The organism is Anaerostipes amylophilus (assembly GCF_025567365.1).
Classification (GTDB): Bacteria; Bacillota; Clostridia; order Lachnospirales; family Lachnospiraceae; genus Anaerostipes; species Anaerostipes amylophilus.
In genome coordinates this window covers 203490-225662 of sequence record NZ_JAOQJG010000003.1, presented here as the reverse complement: position 1 = coordinate 225662, position 22173 = coordinate 203490, and the positions used below count along the sequence as shown (strand labels likewise).

22 protein-coding genes and 1 pseudogene are annotated in these 22173 nt (G+C 37.6%); all 23 read right to left on the bottom strand.

Annotated elements, in window-relative coordinates; translation table 11 throughout:
• Positions 1-83 precede the first annotated feature (83 nt).
• The 23 genes and pseudogenes from yqeC to OCV53_RS05430 all read right to left on the bottom strand — a co-directional run bounded on the left by yqeC (position 84) and on the right by OCV53_RS05430 (position 22153).
• Positions 84-1502 (bottom strand): selenium cofactor biosynthesis protein YqeC, encoded by a 1419-nt coding sequence (gene yqeC, locus OCV53_RS05540; RefSeq protein WP_242852126.1) that lies wholly within the window; start codon positions 1500-1502, stop codon positions 84-86.
• A gap of 9 nt (positions 1503-1511) precedes the next feature.
• Positions 1512-2630 carry an aminotransferase class V-fold PLP-dependent enzyme gene (locus OCV53_RS12420; RefSeq protein ID WP_262568600.1) on the bottom strand — a complete coding sequence of 373 codons (1119 nt, stop codon included), beginning with the start codon at positions 2628-2630 and terminating at the stop codon, positions 1512-1514.
• A gap of 42 nt (positions 2631-2672) precedes the next feature.
• Positions 2673-3473: pseudogene (yqeB, locus tag OCV53_RS12415) on the bottom strand (selenium-dependent molybdenum cofactor biosynthesis protein YqeB); the annotation flags it as partial.
• Positions 3474-3482: 9 nt separating this feature from the next.
• Positions 3483-4088 (bottom strand): sulfurtransferase-like selenium metabolism protein YedF, encoded by a 606-nt coding sequence (gene yedF / locus OCV53_RS05525; protein WP_022375674.1) that lies wholly within the window; start codon positions 4086-4088, stop codon positions 3483-3485.
• An 18-nt stretch (positions 4089-4106) separates the two neighbouring features.
• Positions 4107-4343 carry a putative Se/S carrier protein gene (locus OCV53_RS05520; protein WP_055196986.1) on the bottom strand — a complete coding sequence of 79 codons (237 nt, stop codon included), beginning with the start codon at positions 4341-4343 and terminating at the stop codon, positions 4107-4109.
• Positions 4344-4352: 9 nt separating this feature from the next.
• Positions 4353-4709, bottom strand: a complete 357-nt coding sequence (locus OCV53_RS05515; RefSeq protein ID WP_055196985.1) for a winged helix-turn-helix domain-containing protein — start codon at positions 4707-4709, stop codon at positions 4353-4355.
• Between the two features lie 2 nt (positions 4710-4711).
• Entirely contained in the window at positions 4712-5746 is a 1035-nt protein-coding gene (locus tag OCV53_RS05510; RefSeq protein WP_055196984.1) for a molybdopterin-binding protein, read from the bottom strand.
• Positions 5747-5766: 20 nt separating this feature from the next.
• On the bottom strand, positions 5767-6579 hold the full coding sequence (gene modA / locus OCV53_RS05505; protein WP_055196983.1) for a molybdate ABC transporter substrate-binding protein: 813 nt from the start codon (positions 6577-6579) through the stop codon (positions 5767-5769).
• A gap of 56 nt (positions 6580-6635) precedes the next feature.
• Entirely contained in the window at positions 6636-7292 is a 657-nt protein-coding gene (locus tag OCV53_RS05500; protein ID WP_055196981.1) for a sulfate/molybdate ABC transporter ATP-binding protein, read from the bottom strand.
• A gap of 10 nt (positions 7293-7302) precedes the next feature.
• Positions 7303-7977 carry a molybdate ABC transporter permease subunit gene (gene modB / locus OCV53_RS05495; RefSeq protein ID WP_022375680.1) on the bottom strand — a complete coding sequence of 225 codons (675 nt, stop codon included), beginning with the start codon at positions 7975-7977 and terminating at the stop codon, positions 7303-7305.
• 15 nt (positions 7978-7992) lie between these two features.
• Complete coding sequence (locus OCV53_RS05490; protein WP_055196979.1) at positions 7993-8931, bottom strand: MOSC domain-containing protein; 939 nt, start codon at positions 8929-8931, stop codon at positions 7993-7995.
• Positions 8916-9398: a cyclic pyranopterin monophosphate synthase MoaC gene (gene moaC, locus OCV53_RS05485; protein WP_022375682.1), complete on the bottom strand. Its 483-nt coding sequence runs from the start codon at positions 9396-9398 to the stop codon at positions 8916-8918. The genes OCV53_RS05490 and moaC overlap by 16 nt, the downstream gene beginning before the upstream one ends.
• Before the next feature lie 5 nt (positions 9399-9403).
• Complete coding sequence (gene moaA, locus OCV53_RS05480; protein WP_022375683.1) at positions 9404-10363, bottom strand: GTP 3',8-cyclase MoaA; 960 nt, start codon at positions 10361-10363, stop codon at positions 9404-9406.
• A gap of 101 nt (positions 10364-10464) precedes the next feature.
• Entirely contained in the window at positions 10465-11502 is a 1038-nt protein-coding gene (selD, locus tag OCV53_RS05475) for a selenide, water dikinase SelD (RefSeq protein ID WP_055196977.1), read from the bottom strand.
• Between the two features lie 38 nt (positions 11503-11540).
• The gene (locus OCV53_RS05470; RefSeq protein WP_022375685.1) at positions 11541-12905 is read right to left on the bottom strand and encodes an MATE family efflux transporter; all 1365 of its coding nucleotides are present in this window, start codon (positions 12903-12905) and stop codon (positions 11541-11543) included.
• A 225-nt stretch (positions 12906-13130) separates the two neighbouring features.
• The gene (locus OCV53_RS05465; protein WP_262568599.1) at positions 13131-13373 is read right to left on the bottom strand and encodes a DUF6465 family protein; all 243 of its coding nucleotides are present in this window, start codon (positions 13371-13373) and stop codon (positions 13131-13133) included.
• A 143-nt stretch (positions 13374-13516) separates the two neighbouring features.
• Entirely contained in the window at positions 13517-14053 is a 537-nt protein-coding gene (locus OCV53_RS05460; RefSeq protein WP_022375687.1) for a phosphatase PAP2 family protein, read from the bottom strand.
• Positions 14054-14126: 73 nt separating this feature from the next.
• Positions 14127-16472 carry a hydroxymethylbilane synthase gene (hemC, locus tag OCV53_RS05455; protein ID WP_055196975.1) on the bottom strand — a complete coding sequence of 782 codons (2346 nt, stop codon included), beginning with the start codon at positions 16470-16472 and terminating at the stop codon, positions 14127-14129.
• Positions 16469-17719, bottom strand: coding sequence for a glutamyl-tRNA reductase (hemA, locus tag OCV53_RS05450; protein ID WP_055196973.1), 1251 nt, complete (start codon positions 17717-17719; stop codon positions 16469-16471). Before hemA ends, hemC begins: the two co-directional genes overlap by 4 nt.
• A complete protein-coding gene (gene hemL / locus OCV53_RS05445) occupies positions 17701-18984 on the bottom strand; it encodes a glutamate-1-semialdehyde 2,1-aminomutase (protein ID WP_022375690.1) in 1284 nt (427 codons plus the stop codon). The genes hemA and hemL overlap by 19 nt, the downstream gene beginning before the upstream one ends.
• On the bottom strand, positions 18985-19956 hold the full coding sequence (gene hemB / locus OCV53_RS05440) for a porphobilinogen synthase (RefSeq protein WP_055196971.1): 972 nt from the start codon (positions 19954-19956) through the stop codon (positions 18985-18987). It lies immediately after the preceding gene.
• A 1-nt stretch (position 19957) separates the two neighbouring features.
• A complete protein-coding gene (locus OCV53_RS05435) occupies positions 19958-20596 on the bottom strand; it encodes a precorrin-2 dehydrogenase/sirohydrochlorin ferrochelatase family protein (protein ID WP_055196969.1) in 639 nt (212 codons plus the stop codon).
• A 12-nt stretch (positions 20597-20608) separates the two neighbouring features.
• Entirely contained in the window at positions 20609-22153 is a 1545-nt protein-coding gene (locus OCV53_RS05430; RefSeq protein WP_055196967.1) for a nitrite/sulfite reductase, read from the bottom strand.
• Positions 22154-22173: the final 20 nt, after the last annotated feature.

The window sequence follows — 22173 nt, the reverse complement described above, 5'->3', positions numbered from 1 at the left end:
CTATTATATAGCAAAAATAACTGTAGACAAAGTACAAAATACCACTCTACAGTTATTGCTAATTTTACTAGTAATATATCTTACTATTCCACAGGAACATATAGTATTTCATTTTTACCACCACAGATCATACCAAGCGTTGCACTCTTGGCATTGGAAAGATCATATTCTTTCTTTATGATTTCTTTGATTGACATAGCTTCTTCCATAACTGTCTTTTCCAAGTTCCCACCACCGATACTTCCAATAATTCCATCTTTTGTAACAAGCATCATACTTCCAACACCTCGTGGAGATGAACCGAATTTCTTTGTGATAATACATAAGACTCCAGATTCTTTTGTTTCAAAAAGTTCTTTGCTCATCGTACTTTCTGTTTCTTGATTCTTGATCTCAACCATCTCTGCTGCGATACTGATCGCGATCTCTTCTGGGGTTCTTGCTCCGATTTTTAATCCGATTGGTGCATAGATCGTGCTGATCTGTTCTTTGCTGTATCCTTCTTCTTTCATCGTCTCAAAAGTTTTTGCTACTTTTCCCTTGCTTCCGATCATTCCAAGATAAAGATATGATCTTCTTAAAACAGTTTCTGCACATAATCTGTCATTTGCGTGTCCTCGTGTGACAACGACATAAAATACGTTATCCTGTTCTGGCAAAATATCTTCTATATTATGAAAATCCCTGCAATAAACCTCATCTGCTTGTGGAAGCTTCTCCGGATCTGCAAATTCCTCTCTATCATCAATCATAATCGTATAGAAATCTAAAAATTTTGCAATCTGAAGCAACTGGATTGCTACATGTCCTGCCCCGAAAATGACCAGTTTCGGTTGAATCTTAAACCAGTCTTCTTTGATCTGTGTAACATCTTTTTCTTCCTGTAAGAATCGGGCGATCACTCTTTGATATAAGGTATCTGCCTGTCCTGGATATACTTTGATTTTTGTATCGTTATGTTGTTCTCTCAATGGTTCTAGATATCCTTTCTTCAGTAATTTTTGTAAATGCAATGGTGTAATGATCGTATCTTCTTTAATTTCTAAATCGTCGTCAGCCAGGCAAAGGCGATGGACTACTTCTTTGGCTGTTTTCCCCAATGCTGACATTCCGATCACAATATGAATCTCATCGACATTTTCAGGAATCACTGGTTCATAATCTGCGGGAATCTTTGCAGGCATCCCTCTGGAACCATCTGCTTCTATCAATGTGATATCTGCTTTTTTGACCACCAGATCATAAAGATCTTTTGGTAATGTTCCGATCTTTTGTATTGGTGCGCCTTTGGCTGTTGTCAGTGTTCCTGCCATACAATAGCCATTCTCATTTAAGGGATTCAAAAGATCCTTCGCATATGTTGGAATAACTGTTTCTGGTTCTTTTTTCATATGTGTTGTTGTAGTGACAAAGACTTTCTTTCCAAGGCTTCTATAATATTTTGCTAATTTATGAATTCTTGTTGTTTTTCCACCGGAACCTACAACTGCAATGATCATCATTTTTTCCTCTTATTCTTCTGCCAGAATCTTGACTGCATGAATAATCTGGTTAATTTCTTCGATAGTTGTCTCATGTCCAAAGCTGAATCTTACCATTCCCTGTTCTACCGTACCAAAATGTTCATGTACTAATGGTGCACAGTGAGCTCCTGATCTCGTCTGAATATGAAAACGTTCCATTAGTTCATCACTGACACTTCCAGAATCATATTCTTCCAGATTGATCGAACAAATAGCTGTCTGTTTTGTGAAATCCAAAGGATTCTCATGATATGTCTTAATTCCTTTGATTTCCTTCATTTTCTTATAAAATGTTTCAATCAGATTTTTTTCCTGTTTTCGTATCTTATTGATTCCATAAGTATTGATATGATCAATCGCTGCTCCAAGCCCTGCGATTCCAATGCCATTTAATGTTCCAGCTTCCAATGCCTGTGGCAATGCTTCTGGCTGTGTTTTTGAAAATGATAAGATTCCTGTTCCACCTGTTTTTAATGGATGGATCTTTACACCTTTTCTAATGCAGATTCCACCAATTCCCTGCGGTCCCATCAGTCCTTTATGTCCAGTAAAACATAGAACATCGATATAATCTTCTTTCATAGAAATCGGAATAACTCCTGCACTTTGCGCTGTATCTACAACAAATAGGATTCCTTTTTCTTTACATAGTTTCCCAACGCTTCTGATATCAAATACTTCACCTGTTACATTAGATGCTTGTATCATCACAACCATTTTCGTATCTTCATAAATTGCCTGTTCGATATGATCAACATCTGGTGAAGTGATCGTTAAACGAACTCCTTGCTGCTCCATCTCATATAATGGGCGGAGAACACTGTTATGTTCCATGAAAGTTGTGATCACATGATCTCCTTTGTTTAAGTAACCTTTGATCACCGTGTTTAAACTTTCTGTAATTCCACTGGTAAATACAACTTGTTCTGGACCATAGCCATCAAAAAACTGATCAACTTTTGTACGGACTTCATAAATCTTTCTTGCAGCATCTAACGAACTTTCGTTAACACCTCTTCCACTATTTCCAAGTGACAATGCATGAATCATTGCATCTTTAACACAATCTGGTTTTGTGATATGTGTTGCTGCATAGTCCGCATAGATTGATTTTGAATCTTCTATTTTCTGATCTGCAGTAAGATTATTTTTCAAATATAATAATGCTTCTAATACACCACCTGCAATGCATCTGGCTTTATCTGAAATCGTAAAACAGTTATCATATTCTTCTGCTCTTGGATCGATATCTGCAATCTTAAATCCCTTTGTCACTGGATAACCATCACGAATTAAACCTCGCAATAATCCATCCATACTTGCAGGTACATCAATGATCTCACCGTCTGGTGTCTCAATCTTTGCTAGTATCTGACCTTTGGTTACCATATCTGTGATATGACAGATATTTCTTAAAATTCCTTCGGCTGGAGAATGGATCACCCGTTCTTTTCCAAACCCTTTGATCACTCCTGGAATTCCCGTATTCGGAATTGCATTGCCTTCTTTCATGATCCTTCCAAGTCTATGCCCACGCATTGTCTCAACGACAACGTCAACATCTTTTCCTGCTGTAAATCCAGGTCCAAGCGCGATCGTGATCGGTGCCATATCTCTTGTTGTTCCAAGATTTTTCTTCGCAAGAATTGCGTCAACAACGGCAATTGGTTTTAGTTTCTCGATCATCTCTCCTTTTGGATCAATCATTACTGCTGGACTGCCTGTTTGCATGATCTGTTTTGCTTCTTTCATATCATTTGCAAGATAGCAGGTCATATCTTCGACCTGCCATTTTCCTTCGTATACTGCTTCTGAAAATGCAACATTTCTGCGGATTGCAGATGGATGTGTGATCTCAAGGATCAATACATGGAATCCACTTTTTACTAATTTATAAATTGTCCCCGTGGCGATATCTCCACCGCCTCTTACAATAACTAAATCTTCCATAGATATTCCTTAAGGTTTGATCACTTTTCCTGCTTTTTCCATCATTTCTACGATATCATACATATTTGTGATGGAACCAACAGCTAATTTCTCTGTAACTTCATAAAAGTTTAAGCATGTTCCACAAGTATAGATTTCTACACCCTCTGCTTCTAATGTTTTTAAGTCTTCTAAAGAATCAGAACCTTCGCATGTAAGGTATGCCCCTGAATTATAAAACAGCATCTTAGATGGAAGTTTGTCCTGTTTTGTTACCGCAAATAAGAATGCTTTGATCAATGTCTGTCCAAGGGCTTTTTCTCCCTGTCCCATCTCGTTCGATGATACAACAATGATAAAATCATCTTTTGCAGATGGTGCGCAAACAATCTCTTCTTCCTCATCTGCTGGTGTATAATTTTCTACCATGATCTCAATCTTAAATTCATTGTCTGAAATCTTCTCACTTTTGACTTCACAGTTTTTACCTTCTGCAAATCTTGTGACGTTCTGAACGGCTGGCTCATTGTCTACCAGGACAACTAACTTTGTCTCTCCATTCATGGATTCTAATGCTTTCTTTGTGTGTACGACAGGAATTGGACAAGCGTTTCCTCTTTCGTCAATCTGTTTCATATCTAATTATCCTCCAATTTAAATTTCTACTTGAAATACCCCTTGTGGAATGATTTCATGTTCTGACATAAATTGTACCACAGATTCTTCATTTTCTAAAGGGGTCATCCATGCCATTCCGCATCCTGCTGTGATCTCTTTTGGTACGGGGATCAATCGTCCCTCAATCTGATATTCTTTGCAGGCACTTTCCATACCGATGGCCTGTGTGGTTGTCTCAAATGTGATGACTGTTTTTAATTCTTTTTTTCTCATCGTTTACTTCTACTCTCCTAGATCACCAAAATTTTTTAAAAAAGATTCTTTTGCAGCTTCGGCTACTTCTTTGTGAAATTTCTCATAACGTTTTAAAATATCTTCCCCCTCAGGAGTCAAATTAGAACCGCCACCTTGTTTTCCACCGGATCTTCTCTCAACCAATTTCACTCCAAGATCTGCCTCTGCACGCTTTAAGATCTTCCATGCTTTGCTTGCTGCCATTCCCATAGATTTATATGCTGCAGATAAAGAACCTTTCTCTCTTGTTAATGATAATAACTGTGCAACTCCTTTTCCAAAGTCAGGTTCCTCCATAAAAACTCTGACTCTGAAGTCAAAATGTTTTGGTATATACGATTCCATCTCTACCATCCTTTTCCAAATCCACAGTTTGGATAAGTACAGACTTTACAGTTAAGACATAATCCGCCTTCTCCAAGATGTGCAAGTTCTTCTGCGCTTACTTTGTCATCTGCCATGATTCTTGGCAGAACAATATCAAATATGGTTCTTTTTGAATACATCACACATCCAGGAAGTCCCATGATCGGAATCATTTTATCACCTTTCTTGTAATAAGCAAGTAAAAACATTGCTCCTGGCAAAACTGGTGCTCCGTAAGATATGATATCTGCTCCTGTATTTTTGATCGCGAGTGGTGTTTTGTCGTCTGGATCGACACTCATTCCTCCCGTGCATAATACCATTTCTGCTCCATTTTCGATTGCTTCTAAAATTGTTTTTGTTAAAAGTTCATTGTCATCTGGTAATTGTTTTGTACTGGTCACTTCAGCGCCGTATTCTTTGATCTTTTCTACTACAACCGGGGTAAATGTATCTTCGATTCTATGATAATATACTTCATTTCCTGTGGCTAAGATCACGGCTTTTTTCTTTTTATAAGGTAGAAGAGACAGAATTGGCGTATCTCCAACCCTGTCTTTGACTTCCTGCATCTTATCTTTTTCAATGACCAGTGGAATGATTCTTGTACCTGCCAGTTTATCGCCCGCTTTAACTGGAGTATTCCCAGATCTTGTTGCGATCATCATCTGTCCAAAGGAGTTTACCGTAAATAATTTTTCTTTGTCTATTTTTAAGAGCCCATCGTATTCGGCAGATAGTTCAATCTTACCCTCCTTGACTTCAGACTCTTTCATACCTTCATTCTTGCACAGATCGCAAAGAATCCTGGCTGCATCATTTTCATGAAGCATATCGTCTCCAGCTTCCCAGACATATAAATGATCTTTTCCAAGGGATAACAACACTGGAATGTCTTCTTCTTTGACGACATGACCTTTCCTGAATCTTGCGTCTTTAGTAACGCCTTTGATGATCTGTGTGATATCGTGGCATAACACAGTTCCCACAGCATCTTTTGTATCCACTAATTTCATTGTTTTTCACCTTCTACTTCTTATTTATTGATTGTAAATCCATAAGATTTGAAAACCTTTAATGCTTTTTCACTCTGTAAGAATTTTACGAATTTATCTGCTGCATCTTTATTTTTGCTTTTCTTTAATGCTGCAACTGGATAAATCACTGGTGTTTTTAATGAATCTGCTGGTGCTTCTGTTAAAACTTTTACATCTTTGCTGCTTGCTGCATCTGTTGCATATACAATACCACACTCGGCACTTCCTTTTGCTACCCAGTTTAATACTTCTGTTACGTTTGTTCCAAAGCTTGCTTTTTTCTTCACATCATTCCAATTCTTTAAGTTCGTAAAGATTTCCTGTGCATAAGCTCCCGCTGGAACACTCTTAGGATCTCCTAATGCAATTGTATCAGCTTTTGTGATATCTTGAAAGGACGAAACTTTTGCATTCCCTTTTTTAGGTACGATCAGCACAACTTTGTTTTCTAATAATTCTACAACATCACCTTTGCTGATATATTTTTCTTTGACAAGGTTATTCATTTGCTGCGTTGCTGCTGACATAAATACATCGGCTGCCATTCCGTTTTCGATCTGGCTCTGTAATTTTCCTGAACTATCATAGCTTCCTTCTACTTTAATTCCTTTGTTTTCTTTTTCAAACATTGGAATTAATTTTTCTGTATAACATTTTTCAAGGCTGGCTGCAGCTGCAAGTGTAATCGTTGTTGTCTCTTCTTTCTTTGCTGCCTCTGTTGTGGATTTAGAGCTGTCTTTGCTGCTTCCACACGCTGTTATGGAAAGAACCATAGCTCCTGCTAATAGCACAGCTAAAAGTCTCTTTTTCATTTGTAACTTCCTCACTTTCTTAATAATATTGTGTAAAATTTTATCGTTACCCTATTTTATAATGCGACTTCTTTCAGATGCCCTCTTTGAATATGATATTTTTTGTCACATAGATTTTCTACTTCCTTACTGCTGTGACTCACTAAGATCGCTGGTTTGTTTAACATTGTAAGCATATTAGAAAGTTCATCTTGCATCTGTTCTCTTAAGTATTCGTCCAACGCTGAAAATGGCTCATCCATCAAAATGACTTCTGGTTCACAGGCAAGCATTCTGGCTAATGCTGTTCTCTGTTTTTGTCCACCTGAAATTTGTCTTGGATATCTTTTTGCTAATTCTTCAATATGAAATCGTTTCATCATATCATTTGCCTTTTGTTTGATTTCATCTTTCGGAAGCTTTTTGGCTTTTAATCCTGTTTTGATGTTTTCTTCAATTGTCATATTGGGAAACAATGCATATCCCTGAAATAAATATCCAATCTTTCTCTTTTGTGGTGAAAGATTGATTTTCTTTTCAGAATCATAAAGAACTCTTCCATCTAGTATAATCCTTCCACTATCGGCTGTCTGCACTCCTGCAATGCATTTCAATGTAATGCTTTTTCCACTTCCAGAAGGCCCCATAAGTCCTGTACATCCTGTTTCTACATGAAGTTCTGACTCTAACGTAAACTCTTTTAATTTCTTTTTGATCTTTACTTCAAGACTCATAAATCTCTCCTTAGGCTTCCTGCTTTTTCTTTTCCATGATCAGATAAATATTCATAGCTGCTACAATTGCAAAACAAATGACTACGATCACTAAAACATACTGATATGCTGCGTCCATATTTCCTGCTGCGACTTCAGAATATACCGCAAGTGGCAGTGTTCTTGTTCTTCCCGGAATATTTCCAGCGATCATTGCTGTCGCTCCAAATTCTCCGAGTCCTCTGGCAAATGCAAGTACTCCACCGGAAATGATCCCTGGTAATGCATTTGGGATCATAACCTTAAAAAAAATGCACCACTCACTCATTCCAAGTGTTCTTGCCGCAAAGATCAGATCATCGTCAATCTGTTCTAAGGCACCTCTTGCCGAACGATACATTAGCGGAAATGACATCACAACTGCCGCAAGGATCGTCGCTCCCCATGAAAATGCGATCCTGATCCCTAGATAATCTTCAAACAGCTTTCCGACTGGACCGTAAGAGCCAAAAAATACAAGCAGGAAAAATCCTGCAACCGTTGGCGGTAATACTAACGGCATCGTAAAAATTCCATCCCAGAAGATCTTTGCCGCTTCAGATTTACGATATAAGATCCATCGAGCAGCAAACAATCCTAGAATAAATGTAAATACAATGGCAACGATTGCTGTTTTCATCGATATAATGATCGGTGATGTATCCATAGATTATCTCCTCTCTTAGTTTCTTCCACAATCCTGTGTATTTCCTCTTAATGTATCTAATCCGTGTGGCAGCTGGTCAATAATAAAGGAAAGACCCTCTTCGACTGCCTTTTTGCTACCCGGAAGATTGATGATCAGTGTTTTCTTTCTTATGACACTGACCCCTCTTGATAACATGGCTCGTTTTGTGATCGTCATAGACCCTGCACGGATTGCCTCTGCGATTCCAGGTACATTTCTGTCAGCCACGGCTAAAGTTGCTTCTGGTGTACAATCTCTTGGGGAAAGTCCTGTTCCTCCAGTTGTAATGATCAGATCAACCTGACGACTGTCACTTAAACGGATCAATTCTTTTTTGATCTGTGCCATCTCATCTGGAAGAAGGATTTCTTCTATGATCTCAAATCCATGTTCTCTTAAAATCTCACTTGCTTTTGGACCACTTGTGTCTACTCGTTCTCCTCTGGATCCTTTATCACTTAATGTGATGACTGCAGCCTGATATGGCATATCTTTGTCTGGATAAATAACTTTAATCTTATCTCCAACTTTGATCATTCCACCTTCTAACACTTTTGCAAAAATTCCTTCTCTTGGCATAATGCAGTCTCCCACACGTTTGTAAATCTCACAGTGACTGTGGCACTCTTTTCCAATCTGAGTAACTTCAAACTTTACATCATTACAGATCAATTTTGTTCCAACTGGTAATTTCTTAAAATCAATCCCATAAACAAGCACATTTTCTCCAAAATCACCTTCGATCACAGATGCTCCTTTTTCATTGAATTCATCTACGATATCCGCACTTAAAAAACTGACCTGTCGGTGCCATTTCCCTGCATGTGCATCTCCTTCTAATCCAAAGTCTTTGATCACTTTCACTTCATTGATATTTTTCTTTACCGTTCCACGTTTTTCACTGATACAAACCGCTTTTATGATTCCTTCCATGTAAAATCACCACTCTTTCCACCTGTTTTTTCCACTAAATGAATATCTGACATGACCATATGTTTATCGATTGCCTTACACATATCATAAATCGTTAATAAGGCAACCTGGACTCCTGTCAAAGCTTCCATCTCAACCCCTGTTTTTCCTGTTGTTTTAACAAGGCAGACCGCTTTGATCTCTTTGGTCTCTTCTAACATTTCAAAGTCAACTTTACACTTTGTAAGCATCAGAAGATGGCACATCGGGATCAGTTCAAATGTCTTCTTTGCTGCCATGATCCCTGCGATCCTTGCAGTTCCTAAGACATCTCCTTTTGCCATACTTCCTTCTTTGACTTTCGCAAAGATTTCATCATTGACTTTGATCTTTCCCTGTGCGATCGCAGTTCTTGTTGTTTCTTTTTTTTCTGTTACATCGACCATGACTGCATTTCCATGCTGGTCAAAATGTGAAAATTCTCCCATTGATATTATCCTCCAATTGTATACATCTTACTGTCTGACGGCTTGTCTTCAAAATGATGTGCCTGTGGTTTTTTGTAAATGATCTCTTCTAACACCTTTTTGATTTCTTCGTCAGAACTTCCATTTCTTAATAGTTTTCTGATATTCCCTGCTTCTTGGTAATAAAGACATGGTTTAACTCCTCCAGTCGATGTCAGGCGAATACGATTGCATCTGTCACAAAACTTTCCATGCAATGCTTCGATCCATCCGATCATTCCTTTATAACCTTCCATTGTTTCATAAACTGCCGGACCATTTCCGATTTTTTGTTCTACTTTATGAAATCTAATTCCTTGATCTTTTAGATTCTTTCTGATCTCATCTCGTGACAAAGATGATGTGATCTGTTTGTTTCCAAGTGGCATTTGTTCGATGAATCGGATACAAATTTTATGATATTTTATATAGTCTATAAATTTCTGGATATCCTCCATCGTTGTCTGTTCTGTCAGTACGGTATTGATCTTTACGTTCAATCCCATATAAGCTGCTTCTTTGATAGCTTTCATAACCTTTTCATAGCCATCATATCCTGTGATATTTTTATATTTTTCACAATCCATAAAATCAAGACTTACGTTGATCCCGTCAATTCCTGCTTCTGTTAATTTATCCAAATCTCTTGATAAAAAAATTGCATTTGTTGTTAATGTAACTTTACTTACCTTATTCATCTTTTTTAATTCATAAATAAAATCTGCGCAGCCTTTTCGTACCAATGGTTCTCCACCTGTGATCTTAAATTTGTCAATTCCAAGCTTAGTAAGAATCTTACATAATCTTAGGATTTCTTCATATCTTAAAATATCCTTATGAGATAACTTTTCCTCATGATCTGGGCGGCAGTAGGTACAATATAGATTGCAGCGGTCCGTGATCGATATTCTGGCATAATCAATCGTTCTTTGAAATTGATCTTTCATTCTTCTCTCCTGTCGTTATTCTCAAATGAGAATAACGATTGCTCAAAATCAGACAGGACAATCTTTCTTCATCTTAAGATCCTTCCTGTCTGTTTTATGTTCTATTCTAATATAATTGATTTCTCTTCTTTATCTTCTACATACCCAATTATTTTAGCACATGGGATCGTATTCTGTAAATCTTTTAATAAATTTTTTGCATCTTTTTCATCGACTGCGATCATCAGTCCTCCGGATGTCTGTGGATCGTATAAAATATCTTCCATGGCCCTCTTGATTTCTTTTGCTTTTGAGACTCCTGCACTTGCATATTTGCGGTTTCGATAGGCTCCTTCCGGGATCATTCCAAGATCTGCCATCTCTAATGCTTCTTTGTGATATGGAATCTCTTTTGTCATAAAATGGATCGTCACATTACTTCCCTGTGCCATCTCATACCCATGTCCGAGCAAACCAAATCCAGTCACATCCGTACAACTGTGAACAGCGTATTTTACCATGATATCTCTGGCATATTTATTTAATTGTCTCATCTGATCATAAATCTTATCCATCACTTTCTGATCGATAAATTCTGCTTTGGCGGATGTTGTTAGAATCCCGACTCCTAATGGTTTCGTAAGAATCAAGACATCTCCAGGTTTTGCACCACTGTTTGTCAGAAATTTCTTTGGATGCACAAATCCTGAAACGGATAAACCATACTTTGGTTCCTGATCATGAATTGTATGACCACCTGTGATGATCACTCCTGCTTCATATGCTTTCTTATAACCCCCGCGTAAAATTGCCTGTATACTGTCCTTTGGCATATCTTTTGTGACACACATGATATTTAAAGCCAATTTGGGATCAGCTCCCATCGCATAGATATCACTGATTGCATTGACCGCTGCGATTTCCCCAAACATTTCCGGATCATCAACGATCGGTGGAAAGAAATCCAGAGTCTGAACAAGTGCTGTATTATCATCAATTTTATAGACAGAAGCATCATCACTTTTGTCGAATCCAACCAGTAATCGTTCATCCGATCTTGTTGGAATTCCATCTAATAACTTTGCCAGAGTTCCAGCTCCGACCTTTGCCCCACATCCTGCACACTGGGCAAGTTTCGTTAATTTTACTTCTGTTTCCATAGAAATTTTCCTCCCTTAAATATCTCTTTCAATACCTCTTAAACGTTATCTCTTGTCACATCTTTTAACCATTTAAAACTACGATACCTGATCGATGTGATCGGCACTTTGATCAATTCATCACTCATCAATAAGACATAAACTGCCGGTACACTCCAATGAAATACAAATGCTGCCAATGCACCTAACAAAATGGAGCATCCCCACATCGTTGATACATCCATGATCAGGCCAAACTTTGTATCGCCTCCAGAGCGGAAGATTCCAACAACCATTGTTGTATTAAATGCCTGTGCGATCACAAAATAAGACATCACATAAAACATCATCTTCAGATAATATCTTGCAGCTGCACTTAGTGATAAGAAAGAAATCACAACTGGGGAAGCAATTAAGATCAATGCCCCGCCAATTACTCCCATAACCACACTTAAAATAATAAATCGTTTCGCATAAGCTCTGGCATGATCAAATTTCTTCTCTCCGATCGTCTTACCAAGATAGATTGCTGTTGCACTGGATAATCCAAAGGATACGACGGTTGCTAACTGTCTTGCCACCTGTGCCACAGAATTGGCTGCAACTGCAGAACTACCCATATGTCCAAGAACAGCTGTATTTGCTGATGTTCCAAGTCCCCACATCACTTCATTTAAAACAACTGGCAGGGAATAGACTAAAAAGTCTTTCACTAACAATTTGTCCTGATGTAGAAAATAATGAACTCTGAATTTTACATCTTTATTATAAATCTTTGCATAACCACAGACCAAAATCAATTCTACGATCCTTGCGATCAATGTTGCAATGGCTGCTCCTCGGATTCCTAATGCTGGAAATCCGAATAATCCAAAAATAAAAATTGCATTAAAGATCACATTACATAAAAATGATACAAGATAGACGACTGTCGCTACGATCACTCGTTCAATGCTTCTCATAACATATAAGTATACATTGGTAATTCCCATGATAATATAAGAGCATGCTACAATTCTTAAATATTTGACTCCTTCTGCGATCACCTGTGGATCATTTGTAAAGATTCTCATTAGGGATGCTGGAATTGCAAAGGCTGCCACTGTAAAAATTGCCGTTACGATCACTGCGGATCTGATCCCTAAGGCAAGAATCTTTTCAATCGTTGTTTTATCACCTTTTCCCCAGTATTGCGCGGTAAGAACAGTTGCACCTGACGTCAATCCAAATAAGAACAATACCATGATATACTGAATCTGACCTGCAAGGGAAGCTCCTGATAATACTTTTTCACTGACTTTTCCAAGCATTACAACATCGGCTGCAGTAACACCGACATTGATCAGATTTTGTAATGCCATCGGAACAACCAGTGAAAATACATTTTTATAAAAATCTTTCCAGTTAATATTTAAATCATTCAATCTTTTTCTCCTGTTCTTTTCATTTCCTCATAATAGAATATAGAAGCTTTGTCTGCTTGTCAAGCACGTGTTAAATGTCTGTATTTCATTTAGTATCTCCAAAAATTAAAAAATAAAAACCACTTAATAGAATCATCCGCAAATTCGTCTTTGCAAGATTTATTAAATGGTTTTTACTTTTATAATTAGAATTTAATTTTTTGGCATGTATTATGAATATGTAGTTTATTCTTCGATCTTTAATGCTTCTTCGTTACTGATCTCTTTGCCGTCTTTTGTTGTTGCAACGTAATAGATATCACCTTGCGCAGGTTGATAGTAAATATCTAAGTTTGCAATTGTGTTCATTTTAACACCACTTGCTTTTAAATCTTCTTTAACAAGTTTCTCTGTGTCTTTTACATCCACATTACGTTCCTGAAACTGCACTTCGATTTTTGTTTTCATAATGCTCTCCTTCTTTTTAATTGTCTGATCTTTATGTTAACTCTTGATGTGATTATTATCAGATTGTATAAACAATATGTATATTGTATTTTCCATGCCGTTTATAAAGCTATTATATACTTTAATTCCAATTTATTCAACTTGAATCTGATTTAGTACAAAATCTACGCCTTTACTTTTGCTTTTCTTTCTGCAATCTTTTTAATGATCACATCTGCGATCCATCCACATAATAATCCAATGATCAATCCACCTAAAACATCCGTTGGGTAATGAACATATAAATACAATCTTGAAAAAGCGATGAAAATAGATAATATCAAAGCCCCTGCTGCCACTTTCTTTTTTCCTGCAAAATAAAGTGCACTGACTGATGCAAACGATGCTGCGGTATGACCGGATGGAAAAGAATAATCCTTCAATGGTGTAACCAGTAACTGTACCGTTTTATTGATACTATAAGGCCTTGGTCTTGCAACGATCGGTTTTATGATCACATTGCAAATGATCAGATCAGCGATCAATGCCACTGCCATGTATCCTCCTGCTTTTCTTGTTTTTGGTATCAGTAATAAAATAACTGTCAAAATGATCCACACGATTCCTGCATCTCCAAGTTTGGTGATTGATATCATAAATGTATCTAGGAATGAAGTATGGATCGTCTGAAGTCCGTCTAACATCTGAAATTCAAATCCCATAATGATTTAATTCTGCCTTTCTTTTTCATTTAAAATGCCAGCGTTCCATCATTTGATCTCTGGCATTTTGCTATTATAACATAGATTCCTTGATTTTATCAAACATTGATAAATATGTTGTATCTTTGGCTTCTAAAATATGTTTTACTCCAACTTTCTTTAATTGTTTTGTTGTCTTTTCTCCGATACTGATGCATGGAATGTTTTCTATCCATTCCTTTATTTCTTCTTTTTTTATCTGATCAAAAAATCTTCGAACGGAAGACGCACAAGTAAATGAAATACTTTTAATATCTTTGATCTGTAGGTGGACATCAAAGATCACTTTCTTATTTTCATACATGATCTTTTCTTTTATCTGGCAAACTGATTCAAGTGTTTCTTTTAGTATTTCTCCACCAGATATTCCTTTACAATACCAAATGACATCATCTTTATTTACTTCCTGTTTCATAAGTTTGCAAAGATAGACTTCTCCTGCTTCTTTCGGCATAAAATCTGCAACAATTCCATATTCCATTAAAACATCTTTCGTTTTCTCTCCAACGACAACTATCTTTTTATCATAAAGATTTCTTAGATCCAGATTAGCAGCTTTCATCTGTTTCATAAACCCATGAACTCCATATCTGCTTGTAAAAATAAGATAAGTAACTTTCGCTAATTCTTCCTTAGAAATCAGATTCTTTTTATAAGAGATCTCTCCTGTTTGAAATTCTTTGATCTTATATCCATGATCTTTTAATAACTGTGCTAATTTTGATGGCTGATCACCTACCTTTGTGACCAAATGCCAAATTGTATCTTCTGGTTTTTGAATCTCTTTTTGAAGTTTCACAACATCTCCTACAACAATAACAGCTGGTGATGAAAGCTTTTCCTGATCTGCTTTTTCCTGAATCGTATTTAATGTTGCAGTACATGTTTTTTGTTTTGCTGATGCCGCATTTGAAATGACTACAACAGGTGTATTTTCATTCATTCCTTTTTTTAATAAATTGGTTGTGATCTCTTCTAATTTTGTAAGTCCCATTAAGAATACTAATGTCTCTTCTGACTTTGCCATAGAAGCAAAATTAAGATCAGACAGCTGATTTCTACAATCATGTGCTGTCACAACGCGAAATCCTTTGGAGATTCCTCTGTGTGTGACTGGGATTCCAGCAAGTTCTGCGGCTGCGATACAGGAACTGATTCCAGGAATGACTTCGCAGTGAATTTCCTGATTCGCTAAATAAATAGCTTCTTCCCCACCTCGTCCAAAGACAAATGGATCGCCACCTTTTAAACGAACTACAATATCATATTGCAATGCTTTCTCTGCTAACAATTCATTGATCTGTTCTTGTTTCATTGTATGATGATGATTTTCTTTTCCAACATAGATACACTCACAGCCAGCTTTTGTCTCATCTAATAGTTCCTGTGGAATAAGCCTGTCATAAATCACGCAGTCTGCTTTTTTTAATATCTCTTTTCCTTTGACTGTGATAAGTTCCGGATCTCCTGGTCCTGCACCGATCAAATAGACAATTCCTTCCAACTGTTTTTTTATATTTTTTACGGCTGTTTTTGCTAAAGTTTCAGGGTCAGTCCCATAAACTTTCGTGTATGCCTGTTTGTTTCCATCTTCATTTCCAAACATCGCATCTAATCGGTATCCATCGTTTGTCTTCTGACATCTGGCACCTGCCGGGGTATGACAGCTTCCACCCATTTGTTCTAAGAAATTTCGTTCTGCACATACCTCGTTCATAGTTTCTTCGTCCGAAAATACATCTAACATCTGTTGTAATTCTTTCTGATCTTCTCTGACTTCCAACGCAAGAACTCCCTGTGCAGGTGCTGAGATCATTTCTTCTGGTTCCAGATATTGTGTGATCACATCTTGCATTCCAAGTCGTTTCAGTCCTGCTGCCGCAAGAATGATTCCATCTAATTCTTGTTCTTCCATTTTCCGAAGTCTTGTATCGACATTTCCACGGATATTGACGATCTTAAGATCTGGTCTTTGTTTTAGCAGCTGAAACGCACGTCGTTTACTTCCAGTTCCGATCACTGCTCCTTTTCTTAAATCAGAAAGGTTGGATGCTGTTCGAAGGATTAGTACATCTCTTGGATCTTCCCTTTTCCATGATTTTGTGAAAACAAGCCCTTTCGCTGGAGTTGACGGCATATCTTTCATACTGTGAACGCCCATATGAATCTCCCCGGAAATGATTTTTTCTTCGATTTCTTTCACAAACAGTCCTTTTCCACCAATCTTATCTAATGGTTTATTCTGAATTTTATCACCCTTTGTTTTAATCACTTCAATTTCAAAAGAATGCTCTGGATATGCCTTTGCCAATTTCTCCTGTACATACTTTGTCTGAATTAATGCAAGACGTGATCCTCTTGAGCCAATGATATATTTCATAGATCGGTTCCTTTCTTTGTGTCAATTCCAAAAAGCTGTTCTACCATCTTTTTATAATCTGCCTGTTCTTTCCTTGTCTCTAAATGTTTTAATTCCTGAATCGGTTCTTTGATCATTCGCTGCAAAGATGCATTTAATACTTTCTTCAATAACTTCTGTTCTCTTGTCCCAAGATCCATTTTTCTTGATAAATAGGAGTAGCTGTCTTCCACGATTTCTGTGCATTTTTCCTGAAGGGAACGGATTGTTTCTTCCATTGGAACTTGAAATAACCACTTGATCGTTTCTTCTTTTTCCTTCTCGATCATCGTAAAACTTTCTCTACAAAGTTCTTCCCGTTCTGACTGATTAGCTTTAGATATTTCTTTGATCGTATCCAAGTTGATCAGATTTACCTTTGGGTCATCTGAAAGTTTTGGATCGATGTCTCTTGGCGTTGCAAGGTCTAAAAATGTAACAGATTTTTCTGGTGTAAAACATTCTTCTTTTACAACCACATGTGGTGCTGATGTTGCAGAAACTACGATATCACATCGTTTCATGACCTCATATCTTTGTTCATATGAAATGATCTCAATTTCTTCAAATTCTTTCTGAACATTTCCTGCATGTGCCAGTGTTCTGCTACATAAATAAATCTTTCCTGCCTCGTATTCATATAGATAACGAAGAGCAAGAACTGCGGTATCTCCACTTCCGATCACCAAAATCGTTTTTCCTTTGATCATGCATGTTTTTTCAACTTCAAGGATTCCTATATAACCAACAGATACTGGTTTTTCGCTCATTTTAAACGTAGTCTTTACCTTTTTTGCACAGGTTACTGCATCTCTTACAACTTTATTTAATTCTTTTTTGCTAAATCCCATTGTTCTCGAAAAATCTAAGGCATCTTTTACTTGTCCAAGAATCTGGTCTTCTCCTAGTACCATGGACTCTAGACCCGCTGTGACTCGAAACAGATAAGAAACAGCTTTGTCTTCTTCGCAATGTCTAATATATTGCCTAATCTGCACTTTCTCAAACATATCGCAATAGATATCTTGTATTGCTTTTACCTGTGATTCCTTTTCATAAAAATAGTAGATCTCACTGCGGTTACAAGTTGATAAGATCATGACTTGTTCAATTCCATTTTCTTCTGCTTTACGGAAAAATTCCATCTTTTTCTGATCTGTAAATGAAATCTCATCACGAACGGCAAGATCTGCATTTTTGTAATCGATTCCTAGAAGTCCAAATTGCATAAAGCTTCTCCTGCAAGTTTACACGTTTTCTCAATATCTTCTTCGGTATGTGCATCAGAGATAAACATTGTTTCAAACTGAGATGGTGCAATATAAATTCCACGATCTAATAAATATCCAAAATAATCTGCATATTGTTCCGTATTAGATGTCACAGCACTTTCAAAATCTCTGACTTTCTGATCTGTAAAGAAAACACTCATCAAAGAACCGATCTGATTCACACAAACATGTCCATTTCCTGCCTGTCTTGCTGCATTTGCAAGTTTCTTTGTTTTATTTTCCAGTCTTTCATAAATCTGTGGATCATCTTTTAAGATATTTAATGTTTCAATACCTGCGGTTGTTGCAACTGGATTCCCTGATAAAGTTCCTGCCTGATAAACTGGTCCATCTGGGGAGATCATCTGCATGATCTCTCTTCTTCCACCGTAAGCACCGATTGGCATTCCGCCACCAACAATCTTCCCAAGTGTTGTGATATCTGGCTTGATATTGTAATACTGCTGTGCTCCTCCAAGAGACAGTCGGAAACCTGTGATCACTTCATCAAAGATCAGTAAAGAATCGTGATCTTTTGTGATCTCTCGTAAAAATTCAAGAAATCCTTCTTCTGGAAGTACTAATCCCATGTTCGCTGCAACAGGTTCTACAATGACTGCTGCAATCTCATTTTTATTTTCTTTAAATAATTTCTCTACAGAATCTTTATCATTATATTCTGCAACTAATGTATTCTTTGTATCGTCTTTTGGAACTCCGGCACTGTCTGGAACGGATGTTGTTAATGCCCCAGAACCTGCTTTTACTAGCAAACTGTCGGAATGTCCATGATAACATCCGCGGAATTTGATGATCTTATCTCTTCCTGTGAACCCTCTGGCTGCACGGATCGCACTCATGACAGCTTCTGTTCCTGAACTTACCAAACGGCTTACCTCCATGGATGGAATGAGTTCACTGATCAATTCCGCCAAAATTACTTCCTTCTCTGTTGGTGCTCCAAAGGTTAATCCGTTTTTGCAAGATTCCATAACCTTTTGAATGACCTGTGGATGAGCATGTCCTAAGATTCCAGGTCCCCAGGAACATACATAATCAATGTATTCATTTCCATCGGCATCAATGATTCGATCCCCTTTTGCTGATTCCATAAATCTTGGAGTTCTGTTTACCGCACGAAATGCACGGACTGGACTATTAACCCCACCTGGAATGTGTACTTTTGCTCGTTCATATAACTCTTTTGATCTTGTATCACTCATTTATCTTTCCTCTTCTTTCAGCCATTTTGCAACATCTAATGCATGATAAGTAATGATCATCTTTGCACCGGCACGTTTTAATCCAACCATATTTTCCATAACGATCTTTTTCTCATCGATCCATCCATTGGCTGCAGCTGCTTTTACCATGGCATACTCACCGCTTACATTATATGCAACGATTGGAATATTATATTTCATGGATGCTTCTTTCATAATATCCATATAGGCAAGTGCTGGTTTTGCAATAATAAGGTCTGCACCTTCTTCGATATCTTCCCCGATCTCGCGCATCGCTTCCTGTCCATTGGCTGGGTCCATCTGGTATGTCTTTCGGTCTCCAAATCCTGGTGCGGAGTGTGCTGCATCACGAAATGGTCCATAATATCCTGACGCGAACTTAGCACTGTAAGACATGATTGGTGTGTATACAAAACCTGCTTCATCTAAAGCTTCACGAATCGCTTTTACTCGAAGATCCATCATATCACTTGGTGCAATGATATCTGCTCCTGCTTTTGCATAACTTATAGATGCTTTTGCAAGAAGTGGCAGTGTTTCGTCGTTTAAGATCACGCCATCTTTCACGAGACCGCAATGTCCATGAGAAGTATATTCGCAAAGACATACATCTGCAATGATGATCAGTTCTTCGTATTCTTTCTTAATCTGACGGATTGCTTTTGGTACAATTCCATCTTCAGCGTATGCACCACTTCCGACTTCATCTTTGTGATCTGGGATTCCAAAGATTAAAATTGCTTTGATCCCTGCTTCTTTAATTCTGTTAATTTCTTCTGGCAGGCGGTCTAGCGAATACTGGTAAATTCCTGACATGGATTCTACTGGATGCTTGATATCTTCTCCTTCTGTGACAAAGATCGGATAGATCAGTTCATCAATTCTTACATGGTTTTCTCTCACCATATCTCTCATATAATTACTTGTTCTTAATCTTCTTGTACGTTCCATTTTACTGTTCCTCGATTTCACTCTGATTTTTTGTATATTTTTGAATGATTTCATTGATTCGTTGTTCTTCTAGTGAATCAATATCTTTTAATCCGATTTGTAATAATTCTTTATAAAATTCCTTGCGCTGCTGTTCTGTGGCAATACATGATTTTGCAAACGCTCTCAAACTTCCTAAGATCTGTGCGATCTGTCCTAATTCTTCCGTCAGATTTGGTTTAATCTTTTCCTTTAAATATTGCGTGATCATAGGGCTTTGACCACCACTTGAAAACGCCGCAACTACTTCTCCTTCTTTTACATAGGATGGAAAAATAAAGCTGCAATCTTCTTTCTGATCAACTGCATTGACCGGAATCTTTCTTTGCATACAGATCTTGCTGATCTCACTGTTTACCTTTGGATCATTGGTTGCTGCAACCACAAGCTCTGCTTCTTTGAAATCTTCCTCCATAAATGTTCGAAAGATTCGGCGGATCTTATCGATCTGCCGAATCTGGGGTATCATCTCTGGTGCGATCACGGTAACATCCGCTTCAAAATCTTTTAAGACTTCGATCTTACGAAGCGCAATCCTGCCACCACCGATCACGAGACATTTTTTATTCTTTAGTTGTACAAACATTGGAAAATATACCATTGCTTCTACCTGTTATTGTAAATATTCTTTTGCGATTTCCTTGATACCTTCTGGATGTTTTGCATTCCACTGTGCATAATCAAGTCCTTCGCTCTCAACGGTATGTCCTAATTTTACAAGGAATTTTGGAATATCTTCTTCAAGGATGGTTCCTACTTCTTCTCCCATAACCTCTTTGCCCTGATAATCAGATCCATTGATATGAAGAACAAATGCAGAATGAGCAACTTTATCAATCACTTTCATACTTCCGTGGAATCCGATCTCTCCGATCTGGTGTGTTCCACAAGAAGACATACATCCGGAAATATGAATCTTTGGTAATGATCCATCTTTTAATCCGGCTTCTCTTTCTGCTTTGATCACTTTGTGTAACAGTCCTTGAGAATCTCTTAATCCAACCTGACAGATTGTTGCCCCGATACAGGATACCGATGTCTCAAACAATGTTTCTGCACCGTCATTTGTGACTTCTAAAACTTTCTTTGCTTCATCTCCAGTCAGATTAATGATATACATCGTCTCATCTGGAGAGATCCGTGCTTCTACCTCATCCATATCTTTGATCACATCATAGATCTGACCTAATTTCTCAGGTTTTGGACAGCCACCAAATGGATGATAAGCAACTGCATATAATCCTTCTTGTTTCTGCTCGATCACACGTTTTCCTTCTGCTTTACTTTCATCTCCTTGTTTTGTTACTTCAGGAATCTCTACATGAAGATCTAAATCCTGTCCAGATGCGAAAACTTCATCTAATTTCTCATGGAATGCTTTGATATATCCTTCTTCTCCTAAAGTTTCCTGCATATAGCGAGTTCTGGCTCTTCCACGCTGTTTGTAATTTCCATGTGCGATAAATGTCTCTCGCATTGCACAGATATAATAAAGGATCTTCTCTGGTTTTACATTCTCAGCAACTTTCAGTCCAAATCTTGCATTATTGCCAAGTCCACCGGCACTGTAAACATCAAAGTTTCCATCTTCTCTTGCCACAAATCCAAGATCACGGAATGTTGCATGTGTCTCATTCGCTGGTCCATTTGAGAATCCAACTTTTAACTTTCTTGGCATGACTTCTTTTTTAATAAATGTCATTAAATACTCTCCAGCTGCTTCTGCATAAGGAAGAACGTTAAAATATTCTCCTTTCTGCACACCGGATAATGGAGATACAGTAACATTTCGTGGAAAATCTCCACCACCACCCATTGTTACAATGCCATGATCTAATCCACCTTCCATGATTCCATAGATTGCTTCTGGCTGTAAGTTATGTAACTGAATTGCCTGACATGTTGTCAAATGTACTTTATCTATGTTATATGTTTTAATATTGTCTGCGATAAATTTTAATTTGTCTTTTGTTAAATGACCACCCGCCATACGAAGACGGATCATGCTTGCTTTTCCATCTTTCTGTGCATAGCTTCCGTAACCACCGGAGAATCCTTTATAATCTGCTTTACTTAATTCTCCTGCATAAAACCGGTCTGTCTTTTCTTTAAATGCTGGCAGGTCTTTTTTCCATTCCTGTGGATTGATCGTTTCCATATGTAAAATTCCTTTCTGAA

Bases quoted from the DNA above. Each gene is read 5' to 3' on its own strand.
- moaA (WP_022375683.1), bottom strand. From the start codon at position 10,363: ATGAAAGATCAATTTCAAAGAACGATTGATTATGCCAGAATATCGATC.
- OCV53_RS05515 (WP_055196985.1), bottom strand. From the start codon at position 4,709: ATGGAATCGTATATACCAAAACATTTTGACTTCAGAGTCAGAGTTTTT.
- OCV53_RS05510 (WP_055196984.1), bottom strand. From the start codon at position 5,746: ATGAAATTAGTGGATACAAAAGATGCTGTGGGAACTGTGTTATGCCAC.
- moaC (WP_022375682.1), bottom strand. From the start codon at position 9,398: ATGGGAGAATTTTCACATTTTGACCAGCATGGAAATGCAGTCATGGTC.
- selD (WP_055196977.1), bottom strand. From the start codon at position 11,502: ATGGAAACAGAAGTAAAATTAACGAAACTTGCCCAGTGTGCAGGATGT.
- OCV53_RS05490 (WP_055196979.1), bottom strand. From the start codon at position 8,931: ATGGAAGGAATCATAAAAGCGGTTTGTATCAGTGAAAAACGTGGAACG.
- hemA (WP_055196973.1), bottom strand. From the start codon at position 17,719: ATGCAATTTGGACTTCTAGGAATCGATTACAAAAATGCAGATCTTGCC.
- OCV53_RS05500 (WP_055196981.1), bottom strand. From the start codon at position 7,292: ATGAGTCTTGAAGTAAAGATCAAAAAGAAATTAAAAGAGTTTACGTTA.
- yedF (WP_022375674.1), bottom strand. From the start codon at position 4,088: ATGAAACAGATTGACGAAAGAGGAAACGCTTGTCCAATTCCTGTCGTA.
- OCV53_RS05430 (WP_055196967.1), bottom strand. From the start codon at position 22,153: ATGGAAACGATCAATCCACAGGAATGGAAAAAAGACCTGCCAGCATTT.
- modA (WP_055196983.1), bottom strand. From the start codon at position 6,579: ATGAAAAAGAGACTTTTAGCTGTGCTATTAGCAGGAGCTATGGTTCTT.
- hemB (WP_055196971.1), bottom strand. From the start codon at position 19,956: ATGGAACGTACAAGAAGATTAAGAACAAGTAATTATATGAGAGATATG.
- yqeC (WP_242852126.1), bottom strand. From the start codon at position 1,502: ATGATGATCATTGCAGTTGTAGGTTCCGGTGGAAAAACAACAAGAATT.
- OCV53_RS05460 (WP_022375687.1), bottom strand. From the start codon at position 14,053: ATGGGATTTGAATTTCAGATGTTAGACGGACTTCAGACGATCCATACT.
- hemC (WP_055196975.1), bottom strand. From the start codon at position 16,472: ATGAAATATATCATTGGCTCAAGAGGATCACGTCTTGCATTAATTCAG.
- modB (WP_022375680.1), bottom strand. From the start codon at position 7,977: ATGGATACATCACCGATCATTATATCGATGAAAACAGCAATCGTTGCC.
- hemL (WP_022375690.1), bottom strand. From the start codon at position 18,984: ATGAGTGATACAAGATCAAAAGAGTTATATGAACGAGCAAAAGTACAC.
- OCV53_RS05520 (WP_055196986.1), bottom strand. From the start codon at position 4,343: ATGAGAAAAAAAGAATTAAAAACAGTCATCACATTTGAGACAACCACA.
- OCV53_RS05435 (WP_055196969.1), bottom strand. From the start codon at position 20,596: ATGGTATATTTTCCAATGTTTGTACAACTAAAGAATAAAAAATGTCTC.